This window comes from Confluentibacter citreus (assembly GCF_002807055.1).
Classification (GTDB): Bacteria; Bacteroidota; Bacteroidia; order Flavobacteriales; family Flavobacteriaceae; genus Confluentibacter; species Confluentibacter citreus.
In genome coordinates this window covers 97,746-115,425 of sequence record NZ_NIXN01000002.1, presented here as the reverse complement: position 1 = coordinate 115,425, position 17,680 = coordinate 97,746, and the positions used below count along the sequence as shown (strand labels likewise).

Below are 17,680 nucleotides of genomic sequence, written 5' to 3'. Positions count from 1 at the left end.
TTTTTTTGTTTGGCATTATGAAACAAATTACATTTGCATATCACATAAAACCGCTAATTATATGAACACGATTACCACTACAAATTTCAATTTTCCAGGACAAAAAAGTGTTTATAAAGGCAAAGTTAGAGAGGTTTATAACATCAATGGCGATGTGTTAGTTATGGTGGCTACCGATAGATTATCCGCGTTCGATGTGGTGATGCCCAAAGGCATTCCGTATAAGGGGCAAATCCTAAACCAGATTGCCACCAAAATGATGAAAGCCACAGAAGATTTGGTGCCAAATTGGCTCATGGCAACGCCAGACCCCAATGTAGCCGTCGGGCACTTATGTGAACCGTTTAAGGTAGAAATGGTGATTCGTGGGTATATGAGTGGTCACGCGGCACGCGAGTATAAAGTTGGCAAACGCTCACTTTGTGGCGTAGCGATGCCTGAAGGCATGAAAGAAAACGATAAATTTCCACAGCCTATCATTACACCAGCAACCAAAGCCCAAATGGGCGACCACGATGAGGATATTTCCCGAGAAGATATTTTAAAACGTGGTATTGTAAGCGAAGCCGATTATGTGGTGTTGGAAGATTATACCCGAAAATTGTTTCAACGTGGTAGCGAAATCGCAGCAAGCCGAGGCCTTATTTTAGTGGATACCAAATACGAATTTGGAAAAACCAAAGAAGGCAAAATTGTGTTGATTGATGAAATACACACACCCGATTCGTCTCGCTATTTTTATGCGGATGGTTATGAAGCCCTACAAGCCAAAGACGAACCCCAAAAACAATTAAGTAAAGAGTTTGTGCGCCAATGGCTTATTGCCAATAACTTTCAAGGGCTGAAAGGGCAGACCGTGCCAGTTATGAGCGACGAATATATTACTACCGTTAGCGATCGCTATATAGAACTGTATGAGAATATTACTGGCGACACGTTTGTAAAAGCCGATGTAAGCAACATACAAGCACGTATTGAAGCGAATGTGTTGGCGTATCTAAAACAATAATCTTTATAAAGGTTATTGTTCTCTACATTATTTTTAATCCTATTCATTAAAATTTTTTTCGTTTCAAAAGAAATTTCTAATTTTATTGGTTATGGATTATGAGATATTTAAAATCTTAGGAACTTCTTTAGGCTTAGGGCTTCTTGTCGGACTTCAACGGGAGTATGACGACCATAAAATGGCAGGCATCCGCACGTTTAGTTTGGTAACCTTATTAGGTAGTGTTACCGGATTAATAGCCCAACATTTCCAATCGGATATTATTATTGCCACCGGACTCATAACTCTGGGAATACTCCTTGCTATTGTTAATTTTTTTAAGCAAAAAGCGGATGCACCCAGTATTGGGCAAACAACTGAAGTGGCTATGTTGCTGATGTATGGACTGGGAACCTATTTGGTTTTTGGTGATTTGAAAGTCGCCGTGGCGTTAGGTGCCGTCACAGCAGTATTGTTACACTTAAAAAATACACTTGGTGAATGGGTGGGCAGGCTGCAAAAGAAAGAAGTGGCAGCCATTATGCAATTTGCAGCACTTTCATTGGTCATTTTGCCCATCCTACCTGATGAAAATTATGGTCCTTATGATGTCTTTAATCCACGGGAGATTTGGATGATGGTCATTCTTATTGTAGGCTTAGGCTTAGGTGGTTATTTTATCTATAAAGCAGTTGGTAAAAATGCAGGAACGGTTCTTAATGGTATTTTGGGCGGACTAGTTTCCAGTACGGCAACCACGGTTACGTTTGCACGACGTGTTGTAAATGCTCCCAAAACGGCGCGTTTGGCAGCCTTTATTATTTTAACGGCATCTGCGGTTGCTTTGGTTAGGGTGTTGGTAGAAGTAGCCATAGTAACCCCTAAAAATTTAGGAGTGATTGCGCCACCTATTATTGTAGAGCTGGTGTTTATGGTTATTCTTTGTGGACTTTTATATTGGCACAATCAAACAAAAGAGATGGAAGAACTTCCAGAACCAGAAAATCCTGCCCAACTTAAAACGGCTTTGGTTTTTGGAGGCCTATATGCCATTATTTTATTAGCAGTAGCCGTTGCAAAAGATTTTTTTGGTGAAAGTGGTTTATATATCGTCTCTATAATAAGTGGATTAACCGATGTAGATGCCATTACCCTATCCTTATCCCATTCCCTTAATAGCGGAGAATTGGATGTTCACCTAGCTTGGAAACTCATCTTGATTGCTTCATTATCCAACTTAGCTTTTAAAGCAGGTATGGCGGCGTTTTTAGGCACCAAACAACTAGGAAAATACGTTATTGGTGCGTTTTTAATGTCTATTATTATTGGGTTATTGATTGTTTGGTGGTGGCCAGAAGCGTGGAGTTTTGGGAATGTTGAATTGGGGAATAATTAAGAGGATGTTTGAGTTGAGATAATCTATTTATTTATTTCGATTCAATACACTTATAACCAATCGTTTTACAGTTTCCATTTCTTCTGGTTTGCTAGCGGCAATTAAAAGGGTTAAACTGGCTAACGTATTGTTACTAATAATGGGTTGCAGTTCTTGGTTAAACAACAAGTTATTTTGTTGTAAAAACTTTAGAAAACAGGCAGCAGCAATGCGTTTATTACCATCTACAAATGAATGGTTTTTTACTATTAAATATAACAACATGGTTGCTTTTTCTTCTAATGATTCGTAAAAATCGGTAGCATCAAACCCTTTTTCTATTTGAGCTATCGAACTTTGAAAGCTTTGGTCTTTTTCTTTTCCAAACACAGAGGAATCAAATTCCTTGAGCATTTGGTTAATGAGTTTTTTATAATCGTCTAAACTTGGATAAATAGCGTCTCTTTTTGTTAAACCTTTGGTGTCTAATTGCTCATGGTCGTAATCGTCTAATAGGCTCAAACCTTTGGCAAAAGTAGTGAGCCATTGGTTGTCTGCTGTTTTTTCTTCAATGGCTCTACTTAAAATTTGAAGGCCATTTCTAAGCACCACCAATTCTTGTTCTTTTTGGGCTAAACGATTTTCATTAATGGCGTAACCTTTAACTAAATATTCTTTTAAAATGCTATTTGCCCATATTCTAAATTGTGTACCTTGTTTAGAATTAACACGATACCCAACAGAGATAATCATATCTAAGTTATAGTGGTCTATATTTCTATTTACCATACGGTTACCTTCTTGACGAACTATCCGGAATTTCCGGATAGTTGCATCCATACTTAATTCGCCAGTGTTGTAAATGTTTTGAATATGCTCATTAATGGTTCGTATATCTTTATCAAAAAGAGTTGCCATTTGAAATTGAGATAACCAAATAGTATCAGCTTGCATTGTAATTTGCAATTGACTTCTACCATCTTTTGCCTGATATATTAATATTTGATTTTCTTCGTTCATAACTTTTAAATGAAATTTTTATTAACTAACCACCAACACATTCTTCCCCCTAGAACGTCCTTCATGCTGGTATTTTAAAGCGTCTTTGGCTTCGGTGAGTTTAAATTGTTTGTCTATAAATACCTTAACATGGTTTTGTTCAATTAAGTTCACAATGGTTTTTAACTGTTCGGCATTGGAATGGAATAGAAAATGAGTTGCCGTAACATCATGCTTTTGCACCAAATCTTCGGAAGGTTTCGCGGTTATAGTGACATATTTACCGCCTTTTTTAAGTAGGGGAATGGTGTGTTCTGAACTCGCCATACTATCGAACACGGCATCAAAGTCGGGGGTAATTTTAGAGAAGTCCGCCGTTTTATAATCAATGATGGAATCCACCCCAACAGATTTTAAGAAGGCTTCATTCTTTGCCGAGGCAATCCCCACAACCTGTGCGCCTTTCCATTTAGCGAATTGCACCGCAAATAATCCAACACCCCCAGCGGCTGCTTGAATTAATACCTTCTGACCTGTTTGTACATGTAATTTATCGAACAAGCCCTGCCATGCCGTTAATGCTGCCAAGGGTACGGCTGCGGCTTCTTCAAAACTTAGATTTTTTGGTTTTAAAGCCAGAAATTTAATTTCGGTAGCCACATATTCGGCACAGGCACCTTGTTTTGCCCATTCCAAAGAACCAATCACGTTATCGCCCACTTTAAAATCGGTCACGTCAGTTCCAATAGCTTCAATCGTACCAGAGATATCGGTACCTATGGTATAAGGCATTTCAAAATACCCATAAACGGTACTTTTCCAATCCACGGGATTGATGCCACAGGCTTTTACTTTTATTAAAACCTGATTTGATTGAATGTCTGGCTTTGGAAGGTCTTCAATCTTGACGTTATCTATTGCTCCTTTTTCGTGTATTCGTATGGCTTTCATGTGTTTTCTTAATTGTTATGTGTTTTAAAAATTTGTCAATTAACTTCGCTCAATTCGGCTTTGCCTCGTGTCGAGTGATTTTCATACATTATTTTATGTATGAAATTAGTATCAAGAATCAAATTTATTATGTAATTGTTCTCGATACAAAATTCTGAAAAAGAATTTCACTCGAACTGACAAATGATAAAAGTTCGAAATTTAAAACTGGGTTTATTTAGTGCAATCTGTTTTTGTTAATGGCATGGTAGAGGTAAACGTCACATGATCTGTATTGGCAAAACAAATGCCTTCGTCGTCCATCTCGCCATAGCCTTCGAAAAGTTGACCGTTAGTAATCTTAAAAATGACTTCACGTCTGCTGCTAACACCTTCCGACTCAAAGGTATAATCGCCCAAAATGATATCATCTATTAAAAGACCTTCAAACGTGCCCATATTCGCATCTTTTTCGGCTAAATGGTAATTCAGGTTTCCTGTAATGGTGGTGTTTATTTTAGTTATTTCAAAGGTTATGGAACTGTTATTGCCATTGTATGAATAACAACCTACTTCCAACAATCCAGAAGACATGTTACTTTTCACGGGTTCGCTGGTTTCATTGGTTTCCGATTTGTTTTTACAATTTATAAAAGCAAGGATTAGGGCGAAAAGAATGATTGACTTTTTCATTTTTATGATTTTAGTTTTCATTTACTTTTTTAAATCTCATCATCGTAACATCGTCGAGCATTAAAATTAATTTACCTTCTTCATCAAAACCATATTTATTTATTTTTTTCATAGTGCTTAAAAACGTTTGTTCACCTTCGCCACAATACATCATGGTGGTTGGGCCGGGGTCGCCAAAAGAGATGTTGTTGCCATCTAGGTTATATTCCGCTCGATAGCCGTTACAGCTTGCGCTGCCTTCTACATTATTGGTAGTTTTATTAAAGCTAATTTGCGGTTTTCTATCTGGGTACAATCCGCTGAATGCAATTCGTATTCCTGAAATATAATCTAACTCCCAAGAAGTATTGTATAATGCATCAGTCGTTGTTTTGGTCGATTGGCAAGCACTTAAGCATACCATTATAATTAAAAGGGAACTGATTTTTAGCTGTTTCATATGCTTTGATTTGAAGGATTATTGGGTACAGCTAATTTAGTTTTTAAATATTAAAAAGTAGACGAGCCATGTAGAATAATTTGCCCACCTATTTATTAACAAAAAAATAAGACCCTGCTTGGTGGCAAGGTCTTTTTAAATTAATGTTTGTGATGTGAAGGTTCCCAAATAAGCCTTAAAAACGTACTAAAACGTTCGTTTTCTCTTGCCACGGGTATGCCTGTTACAATACCTACCAGCAGATTATCTGCAATTCCCACGCGCATTTGTGGCCGCATGGTCATATCAAAGTCGCCTTCATCCAAGGTTTTATTAAACTCAATACCGATAAAATTTCTTGTGCCCGGAATCATGTAATGGATATTGCTATTAATATCATACGTCGTATGGAAGGAATTTGTTAAAAAATTTTGTTCTATCATAGGGCCTGTGTAAATGAGCGAATGAAAATTGTTACCCCATCGTTTGGCAACTACCAAAAACGGATTGTATACATTCCCTGTAATTAAGGGTTTTCCAAAGTCCCTGAAACTGGACAATTCAAACTCATTAATATAGCCAATTGCCATAGATGTAGCCATTTTTTCGTTGACAAAAAACGACCATTGGGCAGCAATTTTTATACTGTTTAATTGATTGGATGGAATGGCAGTCCTTGGTGTGCCATTAATTGGCGAATAAAATGTAAATGGCAATTCCACTTCCAAACCCAATCGATCGGCAGGCGCCCATTCGTATTCAATAAGGGCCTCATACGAATCGAATGTTTGGTTGTCCGTTAATCCAAAACCTAGGTTCCATTCCTTTTCGCCTTTTCTGGCACCTAAATCCCTAATCAGGTCTATATACAAAGGTTCGGCATGTAATACTTTAACAGGTTCTTTTGAACTTTCAACTTCTTGGATATATAAACTATCTTTTGTTATGTCGCTATCTTGAGCAAACGCATAGGTTACTGGTGTCAATAATAGCATTAACACCCATTTATTTTTAAAATTCATTTGTAGGTTTATTTTTTTGAATTAATAGTTAGGAAGCTTTCTAAAAGGTCTATTTAGAAATAAATTGTCACATTGAGCTCAGTCGAAATGCATTGATAATTTGATTAATAAGGTTTTCGACAGAGCTCAAACTGACATTAAAGGTTACTTTTTAGACAGCTTCTGTATTTTAGACAAACTAGTAAATCAAACTTCGGGTGGTGGATTGTTAAGCTGATGATGACCAATAGACAAATGGCTATCTGGATGATAGCATACTTGTTTTAGAGAAGTTGTAATAGATTCTCTAGGCTTTCCCTCTGAAGCGTTTAAGGGAATAAAATCTATTTTAAAATTGCTTTTTTTTGTATGGTCTTCGGTATCGGGGTCATCATGTTCTTCAATGGCATTTTCAAAACCTAGTACTTGTTCCACAATAATTTCCACAATACTTTCTTGATCATTGAATGATAAGTCTTCAGGGATGTAATTTGGGTAAACATCAACAGTATCAACACTAATATTAAGAAAGTACAATCCCATAAATCCCCAAAGGAATCTAACGACCATGCTATGTCTTATATGATGAAACATGTCGCAAAAATAATGCTTTTATAATATAACTGTTTTAATGAAATTATAAAAAACACAGTTTATAAGGTTATTGTTTAATCCTATCAACTACTTTTAAGAATAGATTATAAAGAAACGTATTGGTTTTGGCATAATAAAATGAAATAACGACCACCACAAGAATAAAAGCCAAGGCTCCAAGCACAGCTTGATAGGGATCTAAAGCTTTGTAGTAAAAATGCTTAAGACCGATGCCTGTATAACTTCCAAAAATAATAATGAAGTGAAAGGTGTAAATGGACAATGTTTTTTCGCCAATTCTTGTGATGATGGATCGCTTAAAGAAATGTTCAAAGGCATAAAATAAACCAAAAAGAACAAGCACATCGCCTAAACGAGAGAACAGATAGTTATAATCTGCAGCAGCATCAAAAAGCGTTTCACCCGTAAACCTCCCTAATTTATGAAGCAACCACGATGATGAGAATATAAGTAAAAGCCCAACTACAAAAAACGTAAAAATGGTTAAGGCCTTAAAGGCACGTCTATGTACATGTCTAAAAAAAACTGTTGCAAAAAAAGCACCAAAAGCTGTATAGCCAAACCAAGGTATAATGGTAAATACAGAGCCGTTTTCTTTAGTAATGTAGTTTGCAAGAATTAAGGGAGTATCAGGCAATAATATCGTTCTGTATAAAGGTTCTGTTACAAAAATAACGCAACCGATAATGACCAAAACAACTGATAAAATATAGGTATTTGCCTTAAAAACATAATACAGACCTACCATGAGAATGAGGGATAAACCTATGCACTGCAAAACATCTATAACCAAAAAGTAAGTATAAAAACGTCCTTGAAACCATCCATAAAAATCAACACGCAATGTATATCCAATGAACAAAAGCAACAAACCTCTGTAAAGACCTTTACGGATTCGCGCTTTATCACTGCCTTTTTCTTTGGCCTTTAACAATAGATACATAAAAACAAGTCCCGAAATAGTGAAAAAAGTAGGAGCGGTTACACCTCTAAAATACGACCAAATATTAAAAAGCACATTAGTAGTGTCTCTATAAATGGGGTCTAAAAGCGTATCAATAAAATGCCCTTGTAGCATCATTAATATGGCAAAAGCTCTTACGGCATCAATAAAATAAAGACGGCTGGAATGCAATAGGTTTCGGTTATAGTTTTACTGGTATAAAGATAGTTTTAAAAATTATTTGTAGCAAAATTATAATTTACTGATTTTTAGCAAGTATCATACTTTATAAATAATTGATTGTTTTTAACTAAAGAACATCACGTTCTCTGTAACCAATTTAATTTATATATTAGTGGGCTAAACTAAACTAGAATATGACTAAACAAGAAAAGGCAACCGCCTATTGGAAGGAAAACATTAAGTATCTTTTTATTTTACTAACCATATGGTTTCTGGTGTCTTATGGTGCCGGAATTTTATTTAAAGAAGCCTTGGACTCTATAAAAATAGGAGGTTTCAAGCTCGGATTTTGGTTTGCGCAACAAGGTTCCATGTATGTGTTTGTAGTTTTAATTTTCGTGTATGTTCGTATTATGAATAAACTTGATAAAAAATACGGATATGAAGATTAGTTTACTTTTATTAGAAGCCATAAGCGTTCAGAATTGGACTTATATTTTAGTTGGACTAACATTTGCATTATATATAGGAATCGCTATTTGGTCCAGAGCAGGCTCTACCAGAGAGTTTTATGTAGCTGGTGGCGGTGTATCACCATTAGCTAATGGCATGGCAACGGCGGCGGATTGGATGAGTGCCGCATCTTTTATATCGATGGCAGGTATTATTAGTTTTGCAGGCTATGATGGTGCCGTTTATTTGATGGGATGGACAGGAGGTTATGTGCTTTTAGCCTTATTGTTAGCACCATATTTAAGGAAGTTTGGAAAATTTACAGTGCCAGATTTTATTGGCGATCGCTATTATTCCAATACCGCACGTATTGTGGCTGTTTTTTGTGCACTTATCGTATCGTTCACGTATGTTGCGGGGCAGATGCGTGGTGTAGGTATCGTTTTTTCTCGCTTTTTGGAAGTCGATATCAATACAGGGGTTATTTTAGGAATGCTCATCGTATTGTTTTATGCAGTTTTAGGAGGAATGAAGGGGATTACTTATACTCAAGTGGCACAATATTGTGTATTGATTTTTGCCTTTATGGTGCCTGCGATTTTCATTTCCCTTCAAATGACTGGCAACCCAATTCCGCAATTAGGCTTTGGAAGTACCTTGTCTGATGGGTCTGGTACCTATTTACTTGATAAATTAGACGGATTGAGTACAGAACTTGGGTTTGCTGAATACACACAAGGTTCAAAATCGGTCATCGATGTGTTTGCCATCACCTTAGCTTTGATGGTCGGTACAGCAGGTTTACCACACGTTATTGTGCGCTTTTTTACAGTGAAGAATGTTAAAGATGCGCGTAAATCGGCTGGTATTGCTTTATTACTGATTGTTATTTTGTACACAACGGCTCCAGCTGTATCTGTTTTTGCGAGAACCAATTTGATTGAAACGGTTTCCAATAAAGAATACGCTAATGTGCCAGAATGGTTCAAAAAATGGGAAAAAACAGGTTTGATAATATTTGATGATAAAAATAGTGATGGTCTTATTCAATATGTTGCCAATAAAGACCAAAACGAATTAACAGTTGATAATGATATTATGGTGCTTGCCAATCCAGAAATTGCTAAATTACCTAATTGGGTGATTGCCTTGGTGGCGGCAGGTGGTTTGGCAGCAGCACTTTCAACAGCTGCAGGGTTGTTATTGGTAATTTCATCTTCGGTATCACACGATTTAATCAAAAAAATAATCAACCCTAAAATTTCTGAAAAAGGAGAATTAGTAGCAGCACGTTTATCAGCTGTAGGTGCTGTTTGTGTGGCAGGTTATTTTGGTATTAATCCGCCCGGATTTGTAGCAGCAGTAGTAGCTTTAGCTTTTGGTTTGGCTGCGGCATCATTTTTTCCAGCCATTATTTTAGGTATTTTTTATAAAAGAATGAATAAAGAAGGCGCTATTGCAGGTATGGTGGTTGGTATCGTTTCCATGCTATTTTATATGATGAAATATAAATTAGGATGGTTTGACGAGGTACTTCCAGATAAAAGCGAATGGTGGTTTGGCATATCGCCTGAAGGTTTTGGAACCATTGCCATGATTTTAAATTTTATCGTGTCTATTACCATTATGAAATTTACACCAGAACCGCCTAAGAATGTACAGGCAATGGTTGAAAAAATCAGGATTCCAAGTGGCGCGACAAAGGCTACGGGACATTAAACAATACATCACTTAAACAAATCAACGAATAAACGAATAAACGAATCAACAGTAATTAAAATGAGTAATTACCATATAAAACACTTAGAAGAATATTATCAAGTTTATAGAAAGTCTGTAAGGGAACCTGAAAATTTTTGGGAAGAAGTTGCTGAAGAACATTTTATGTGGCAAAAAAAATGGGATCATGTGCTAAGTTGGGATTTCAGTAAACCTGAAGTCAAATGGTTTGAAGGTGCTAAATTAAATATTACAGAAAATTGCATCGACAGGCATTTAGCCACTCGTGGTGATAAAACGGCCATTATTTTTGAACCTAATAGTCCTGATGAGCCAGCAGAACACATCACTTATAATCAGTTACATGAACGTGTCAATAAATTTGCCAATGTATTAAAGGCTGAAGGCATCAAAAAAGGGGATAGGATCTGTATTTATTTACCAATGATTCCAGAATTGGCGATTTCGGTTTTGGCTTGCGCTAGAATTGGGGCTATTCACTCTGTGGTATTCGCAGGGTTTTCCGCGACAGCGTTATCAACCAGAATCAATGATTCTGACTGTAACATGGTCATAACGAGCGATGGTTCCTACCGTGGCGAAAAATCCATTGATTTAAAAGGTATTGTGGATGATGCTTTGGAAAATTGCCCATCCGTTAAAACCGTATTGGTCGCCAAAAGAATCCATTCCAGCATAAACATGAAAGCGGGCCGTGACAAATGGCTACAGCCTTTGTTGAATGATGCCTCTGCCGTTTGTAAAGCAGAAATCATGGATGCTGAAGATCCGTTGTTTATTTTGTACACCTCAGGTTCTACGGGGAAACCAAAAGGCATGGTGCATACCACGGCGGGTTACATGGTGTTCACCGCTTATACTTTTAAGAATGTGTTTCAATATAGGGATGGTGATATTTATTGGTGTACGGCGGATATTGGTTGGATTACTGGTCACAGCTATATTGTTTATGGGCCTTTAGCCAACGGCGCCACAACCATTATGTTTGAAGGGGTGCCACATTATCCGGATTTCGGACGCTTTTGGAAAGTGATAGAAAAGCATAAAGTGACCCAATTTTATACCGCGCCTACAGCGATTCGTGCTTTAGCAAAACAAGGAACGGATTTAGTTGATACTTACGATTTAACCTCGCTTAAAGTATTAGGATCTGTGGGTGAGCCCATTAACGAAGAAGCTTGGCATTGGTATAATGACAATATTGGCAAAAAAAACAGTCCGATTGTTGATACGTGGTGGCAAACCGAAACGGGTGGTATTATGATATCTCCCATACCGTTCGTTACACCAACCAAACCAACGTACGCGACATTGCCCTTTCCGGGAATTCAACCTGCATTGATGGATGATAAAGGAGTGGAGTTGAAGGGGAATCAGGTTGAGGGCCGATTGTGTATTAAGTTTCCATGGCCAAGTATGGCTCGTACCATTTGGGGCGATCATGAGCGTTATAGGGATACCTATTTTTCTGCTTTTGAAAACAAATATTTTACTGGTGACGGTGCCCTGCGTGATGAAGTAGGCTATTATAGAATTACCGGTCGAGTAGATGATGTGATTATAGTTTCTGGCCATAATTTAGGAACCGCGCCCATCGAGGATGCTATTAACGAACATCCTGCCGTTTCGGAATCTGCTATTGTTGGTTTTCCACATGATATTAAAGGCTACGCCTTGTATGGTTTTGTTATTTTAAAGGACACCGGTGAATCACGCGTGCATGAAAATGTTCGCAAAGAAATCAACCAAATCATATCAGAACACATTGGACCGATTGCCAAATTGGATAAAATTCAGTTTACAAGCGGGTTACCAAAAACACGTTCGGGAAAAATCATGCGTCGTATTTTGCGTAAAATAGCTTGCAAGGACCTCTCTAATTTAGGGGATACGAGCACGTTGTTAAATCCAGAAGTTGTTCAGGAGATTATTGATAATGCTTTGTGATAAGATAAGGCTCTTTTGATAAAAATTTGTCAATTCGAGTGAATTTCACACATTTTTCATGTGTTAAATTTGTATCGAGAATCAAATTTTTAATTATAGAAAGTTCTCGATACAATTCGCTTATGGGGAATCACTCGAACTGACATTAAAAGACATTAAAAGTTTCAAATTGTATAAGAGTTAGTAATATGATTTATTTACAGTTTGTTACAGATAATAACAATTTTGTTGTTTTCAACATCTGTCGTAAAAAACAAATAAACTTCGCCACCATCTTTTATGTTTAGTTTTTTCCTTATTTGCTCTACTGTTTCAGGAAAATTTCTGATGGTGATGTTGGCTTTGGTGATTGCCAATTGTTTTAGTTCTTTTTTGTTATAAGGGATTATGTTTTCGACTCTAAAACATCTTCCCGGAAACGGAATCAGCAATTCACTGGTATATAAATGCGAATGCTTATGAAGTTTAAAAACTGTTAATTGGTCTGAAATAGTGTTGAAAGCCCCAGCTTTTAATATAGCGGCGTTGGGTTCGTATAAATAGGTGAGTGGTTTGCCGTATGTGGATTCTACAGACTTTTCATTTTTTAGTTGGAATTCAAAATAGTCGTCTTGCTCTTGTTTGAGATTGACAGTTTTAATGCTTACTTCATCTTGAAAACCACGCTCTAAAATCCAAAGCAATTCTTTTACTTCATTATTAACAGCAACAACATGAATGGTTTTAACATGCTGCAATTCACCAATACCGATCGATAGATCAAGCAACGGTGATGTTTTAATCATGATGTTTTTTGATTGTTTGAAAAGCAAATTCAAATGCATTGGAATATTTGGTAAACAATCATTTAAAAAGAACACTTTGCCTTTGCTGTCGTGCCGTCTGGATGGGTCTATGTAAATCCAATCAAATGTTTCATCGGTCTTCAAATATTCTAAACCATCATCATTTACGATTTTAATATTCGAAATTTGAAGTTGTTTGTAATTATAGGCAACGATTTCCGATAGGTTTTTATCAATCTCACAATGTGTCACCGAATCAAATCGTTTTGAGAAATAATAACAATCCACACCAAAACCGCCAGTTAAATCTAAGATGGTTTTTCCACCCATCAAACTAGCTTTATAGGCGGCTGTTGTTTCAGAGGAAGTTTGTTCGATATTTAATTTATTGGGGTAATAAATATGTAGGGTGTTGAACCAAGTCGGGATCTTCTTTTCACACTTAACTTTTGCTTCAATTTGTTCGATAAGTTCTTTTGTAGTAACAGCATCAAAAGCAGTTCCTTTCAATACTATTTCTGAAATATTAGAATGTAAATTATTATTTATAAAATTCTGTATTTCAGTATTTAAAATAGATGAATTCAAAGTAAAGCTAAAGGTCTTTAGTGAGTTTTTTTACAATTTTATTTTCTGATAAAAACTCTTTTAAAATCACTTTAATCGCCGTGTAACCTGGTACCGCTACCATCATACCAATAATACCAAAAAGAATACCTGCAATGATTATGATTAGAAATATTTCCAACGGATGCGATTTAACGCTTTTTGAAAAAATAATGGGTTGGCTGAAATTATTGTCTATAAATTGTGCTATTAAACAGCCAATGACAACATACATGGTCTTTGGGAAAATAACCTCACTAAAACTTGCTCCCAAATTGCTGGTCATAGTTAAAATGATAATTAAAACAAGACTTATTAATGGCCCCACATACGGAATTAAATTAAGCAAGGCACATAAAAAAGCAATGATGATGGCGTTCTTAATCCCGAAAACAACCAAAACAATCATATAAAGAATAAACAGAATGACCATCTGTAAAATAAGGCCGTTAAAATATCTGGATAGCAAATCCTTTATTTTGGTTGATGAGTTTTTCCACCGACTTTCTTTGCTATCTGGAATGAACATAAGAATACCATTTTCAAAAAGCTGGCTGTCTTTTAAAAAGAAAAAGGAGATGAATAATACAGAGAAAAAACCAACGGTAAAATTACCAAAGCCATTAATAATGGAATTAAAAAAAGCAGGAATTATTGAATAATCAATTTTCGAAAATAGATCATAGTCATTAAAAGATTGTTTAACATCTAAATCATTCAATTGGAAATAATTAATGATTTGTATGTATAAATCCTCTAGATTCCTTTGAAGTTCCTCGATATTTAATAATGATAAGTTATGAATTTGTTCAATAACCAAGGGTATAAACAAGCTCATGATGCCTAGAAAAACAGCGATTAACAATGCCATGGTTACGATAACGGCAATCGTATTTTTAAACTTGAAGCGTCTTCTTAAAAACAATACAATGGGTCTTCCTATTAGGGAAATAACGGCGGCAATAGCCAAATAAGCCAAAACGGAGCGTATTTCGTAAAGGAAAAAAAGCAATATAGCAACTCCAATAATAATGGACAGTGCCCTTAAAATACCGCTTGCTATTATTTTTGAATTCATTTAGTAAATATAATAATTTGTTGTCATTGCGAACGTAGTGAAGTCATATCATGAACTAAAAGTAGGCAGATTGCTTTGTTCCTAGACCGGTTGATGATTTGTGCGTAAATCTAAAATCGTAATCAATTCAATTTTCAAACGCATATTTCACAATATTGGCACCCATTTTAAGGGCTTTTTCTCTAACATCGGCGGGGTCGTTATGTACATCGGGGTCTTCCCAGCCATCGCCTAAATCGCTTTCTAAAGTGAACAATAATACCAATCGGTCTTCATGAAACATACCAAATGCTTGCGGACGTTTACCATCATGTTCATGGATTTTTGGTAAGCCTTCAGGAAATTTGTAAACTGTATTAAAAACACCGTGATTGGAAGGTAGCTCCACTAAATCTTTATCAGGAAACACTTTTTTAAGTTCCTTGGTGATGTAGGGCTCCATCCCATAATTGTCATCAATATGTAAAAACCCTCCAGAGACTAAATAATTATGTAAATTTTCGGCATCGGTTTCACTAAAAAAGACGTTGCCGTGCCCCGTCATATGCAAAAAAGGATATTGAAAAATATCTTGGCTACCCACTTCCACTTCTTGTGGTTTGGGGTCTATTTTAGTATTGATGTTCGAGTTGCAATAAGCAATTAAATTTTTTAAAGCGGTTGGGTTAGAATACCAATCTCCGCCACCTTTGTATTTGAGGACCGCAATGTCTTGTGAAAAGGAGATGAAAGATAATAGACAAAAGATAAAAGACAAAAGTAATGACGTTTTTTTCATCTGTTTATATTATTTAAATTTCGGTCATCCCGATAGCTATCGGGAGCAACACCCTCAATAATCATCCTCGTGTGTATTAATGTTTTTATCATTGGTGTTTTATATTACCCATTTATAAAAGCAACAGAATGACAAGCAACAATGGCTGCGGTTTCTGTACGTAATCTGGTGTCTCCCAAAGTTAAGGGAATAAATTTATTCTCCGTTGCCATTTTAATTTCTTTAACGCTAAAATCGCCTTCGGGTCCGATTAAAATAGTGGTATTCGAATTCGGTTTTATTTCATTTTTCAAAGATTTTTTATCAGTTTCCTCACAATGGGCAATGAATAAGTCGCCCGTAAAATCCTGATGGATAAAGTCTTTAAATAAAATGGGTTCATTAAGTTTTGGCAAATAACAGCTTAAGGATTGTTTCATGGCAGATTGTACGATTTTTTCAAAACGTTCTGTTTTTATGATTTTCCGTTCGCTGTGATCACAAATAATAGGGGTAATGGTATCAATGCCGATTTCGGTCGCTTTTTCCAAAAACCATTCGTAGCGATCGTTCATTTTAGTTGGTGCAACTGCTAAATGCAACTGATAATTTTTTTTAGGCTGAACCGATTTATCAACTATTTTAACCAAACATTTTTTTATATCGGCAAGTGTAATTTCGGCAGTAAATAGCCAACCATCACCATTCGTAATGTGCAGCGTATCTCCCATGTTTTTACGCAACACTTTTACAATATGACCGCTCTCTTCTTTAGAAAAAGAAAATCCACTTGTATTTTCAGTAATATCTGGATTATAAAAAAGCTGCATGTTGCTGAGTTAAAAATTAAAAGTTATTTGATGAAAAACTCCTTCCCCAAGGGAGGGTTGGGCAGGGCTTCAAATCTTCAACCTTGCCGAAGCTGCTACATTCTGTTCTGCAAAATCATTATCCAAATATTTTAAATATCCAACAATGGCAATCATGGCAGCATTATCGGTCGTGAATTCAAATTTAGGTATATAAGTTGTCCACCCGAATTTTTGTTCACCATCTTTCAACGCTTTTCTAATGCCTGAGTTGGCCGACACACCACCGCCAATGGCGATATGGGTAATGCCTGTTTCCTTAACGGCAAGTTTTAATTTGTCAATTAAAATACCAATAATGGTGTATTGTATGGAGGCACAAATATCATTGATGTTTTCAGTTATAAAATTAGGATTGGTTTTGGTTTCATTTTGGATAAAATACAGAATCCCTGTTTTTAAGCCCGAAAAACTAAAATTTAAACCATCTACTTTTGGTTTGGTAAAAGAAAATGCTTTCGGATTGCCCAATTGCGCTTTTTTATCAATTTCAGGTCCGGCAGGATAACCCAAGCCCAGTATTTTTCCACTTTTATCAAACGCTTCACCCACGGCATCATCAATGGTTTCGCCAATCACTTCCATGTCAAAATAATGGTTCACTTTCACGATTTGCGTATGGCCACCAGAGATTGTCATCGCCAAAAACGGAAATGGCGGTTTATTATAACCATCTTCATCTATAAAATGCGCCAAAATATGACCCTGCATGTGATTCACATCAATAAGTGGAATATCCAACCCGTATGCTAACGATTTGGCAAAAGAGGTTCCTACCAAGAGCGAGCCCATAAGTCCGGGACCCCTTGTAAACGCAATGGCATTAAGTTGGTCTTTAGTAATATTTGCTTTTTTAAGAGCCTGAGCTACTACAGGAACAATATTCTGTTGATGCGCTCTAGATGCCAATTCTGGCACTACACCACCAAACTCTTCATGTATTTTTTGGTTGGCAATAACATTACTTAAGATATGTCCGTTATGTATAACAGAAGCCGCTGTATCATCACAAGAAGACTCAATTCCCAGTATATAAATATTTTGTGAAGCCATAGTTAAAATTAGGCACAATAATTGTTAATTTTGAAAAATAATTAAAAGTCTGATGCTTTCAATTGTTCGTAAATGCAAAACTACTCATTTATTTTTTTAATGAATGTGTAAAAATTGTTTAAGTAGTTTACCTTAGACGATTATATTAAATGAGTGTTTGCTAAGGAAATGTAGTTCATTCTTAATAAAATAAAAACCTCTCAACGTATCAAAAAAGTTTTAAAAATAGCATCAAAAATAGTAGGTG

At 36.2% G+C, this 17,680-nt stretch carries 17 protein-coding genes; 5 read left to right on the top strand and 12 right to left on the bottom strand.

Annotation, left to right across the window (positions count from 1 at the left end; genetic code table 11):
• The first annotated feature begins 61 nt into the window (after window positions 1-61).
• Together CDH49_RS06235 and CDH49_RS06230 are read left to right on the top strand one after the other, a co-directional pair.
• On the top strand, window positions 62-1,009 hold the full coding sequence (locus CDH49_RS06235; RefSeq protein WP_100614591.1) for a phosphoribosylaminoimidazolesuccinocarboxamide synthase: 948 nt from the start codon (window positions 62-64) through the stop codon (window positions 1,007-1,009).
• A 91-nt stretch (window positions 1,010-1,100) separates the two neighbouring features.
• Window positions 1,101-2,384, top strand: a complete 1,284-nt coding sequence (locus CDH49_RS06230) for an MgtC/SapB family protein (protein WP_100614590.1) — start codon at window positions 1,101-1,103, stop codon at window positions 2,382-2,384.
• 27 nt (window positions 2,385-2,411) lie between these two features.
• Here the strand turns inward: CDH49_RS06230 and rhuM are convergent, their stop codons facing one another.
• From rhuM to CDH49_RS06195, 7 genes are all read right to left on the bottom strand, one after another.
• Window positions 2,412-3,383 (bottom strand): virulence protein RhuM/Fic/DOC family protein, encoded by a 972-nt coding sequence (rhuM, locus tag CDH49_RS06225; RefSeq protein ID WP_100614589.1) that lies wholly within the window; start codon window positions 3,381-3,383, stop codon window positions 2,412-2,414.
• A gap of 21 nt (window positions 3,384-3,404) precedes the next feature.
• Window positions 3,405-4,313, bottom strand: coding sequence for an NADP-dependent oxidoreductase (locus CDH49_RS06220; RefSeq protein ID WP_100614588.1), 909 nt, complete (start codon window positions 4,311-4,313; stop codon window positions 3,405-3,407).
• Window positions 4,314-4,526: 213 nt separating this feature from the next.
• Complete coding sequence (locus CDH49_RS06215) at window positions 4,527-4,985, bottom strand: hypothetical protein (RefSeq protein WP_157805278.1); 459 nt, start codon at window positions 4,983-4,985, stop codon at window positions 4,527-4,529.
• Between the two features lie 10 nt (window positions 4,986-4,995).
• Window positions 4,996-5,424: an META domain-containing protein gene (locus CDH49_RS06210; RefSeq protein WP_239970597.1), complete on the bottom strand. Its 429-nt coding sequence runs from the start codon at window positions 5,422-5,424 to the stop codon at window positions 4,996-4,998.
• Window positions 5,425-5,564: 140 nt separating this feature from the next.
• Window positions 5,565-6,425: an HAEPLYID family protein gene (locus CDH49_RS06205; protein WP_100614585.1), complete on the bottom strand. Its 861-nt coding sequence runs from the start codon at window positions 6,423-6,425 to the stop codon at window positions 5,565-5,567.
• Window positions 6,426-6,611: 186 nt separating this feature from the next.
• Entirely contained in the window at window positions 6,612-6,974 is a 363-nt protein-coding gene (locus CDH49_RS06200) for a hypothetical protein (protein ID WP_239970595.1), read from the bottom strand.
• Window positions 6,975-7,065: 91 nt separating this feature from the next.
• Window positions 7,066-8,154: a heparan-alpha-glucosaminide N-acetyltransferase domain-containing protein gene (locus tag CDH49_RS06195; protein WP_100614584.1), complete on the bottom strand. Its 1,089-nt coding sequence runs from the start codon at window positions 8,152-8,154 to the stop codon at window positions 7,066-7,068.
• A gap of 185 nt (window positions 8,155-8,339) precedes the next feature.
• Here CDH49_RS06195 and CDH49_RS06190 point away from each other — a divergent pair, with 185 nt between their 5' ends.
• The 3 genes from CDH49_RS06190 to acs are packed head-to-tail and all read left to right on the top strand — an operon-like array spanning window position 8,340 to window position 12,285.
• A complete protein-coding gene (locus CDH49_RS06190; protein WP_100614583.1) occupies window positions 8,340-8,597 on the top strand; it encodes a DUF4212 domain-containing protein in 258 nt (85 codons plus the stop codon).
• 19 nt (window positions 8,598-8,616) lie between these two features.
• Entirely contained in the window at window positions 8,617-10,317 is a 1,701-nt protein-coding gene (locus tag CDH49_RS06185; protein ID WP_100614902.1) for a sodium:solute symporter family protein, read from the top strand.
• A gap of 60 nt (window positions 10,318-10,377) precedes the next feature.
• Entirely contained in the window at window positions 10,378-12,285 is a 1,908-nt protein-coding gene (gene acs, locus CDH49_RS06180) for an acetate--CoA ligase (protein ID WP_100614582.1), read from the top strand.
• Window positions 12,286-12,482: 197 nt separating this feature from the next.
• On the opposite strand, the gene CDH49_RS06175 is transcribed toward acs, so the two are convergent.
• The 5 genes from CDH49_RS06175 to tsaD all read right to left on the bottom strand — a co-directional run bounded on the left by CDH49_RS06175 (window position 12,483) and on the right by tsaD (window position 17,433).
• Complete coding sequence (locus CDH49_RS06175) at window positions 12,483-13,658, bottom strand: class I SAM-dependent methyltransferase (protein WP_100614581.1); 1,176 nt, start codon at window positions 13,656-13,658, stop codon at window positions 12,483-12,485.
• Window positions 13,659-13,665: 7 nt separating this feature from the next.
• Window positions 13,666-14,754 (bottom strand): AI-2E family transporter, encoded by a 1,089-nt coding sequence (locus tag CDH49_RS06170; protein ID WP_100614580.1) that lies wholly within the window; start codon window positions 14,752-14,754, stop codon window positions 13,666-13,668.
• Window positions 14,755-14,881: 127 nt separating this feature from the next.
• Window positions 14,882-15,532 (bottom strand): DUF4159 domain-containing protein, encoded by a 651-nt coding sequence (locus tag CDH49_RS06165; protein WP_100614579.1) that lies wholly within the window; start codon window positions 15,530-15,532, stop codon window positions 14,882-14,884.
• A 104-nt stretch (window positions 15,533-15,636) separates the two neighbouring features.
• Window positions 15,637-16,341 (bottom strand): 16S rRNA (uracil(1498)-N(3))-methyltransferase, encoded by a 705-nt coding sequence (locus CDH49_RS06160; RefSeq protein ID WP_100614578.1) that lies wholly within the window; start codon window positions 16,339-16,341, stop codon window positions 15,637-15,639.
• 69 nt (window positions 16,342-16,410) lie between these two features.
• Entirely contained in the window at window positions 16,411-17,433 is a 1,023-nt protein-coding gene (tsaD, locus tag CDH49_RS06155) for a tRNA (adenosine(37)-N6)-threonylcarbamoyltransferase complex transferase subunit TsaD (RefSeq protein ID WP_100614577.1), read from the bottom strand.
• Window positions 17,434-17,680: the final 247 nt, after the last annotated feature.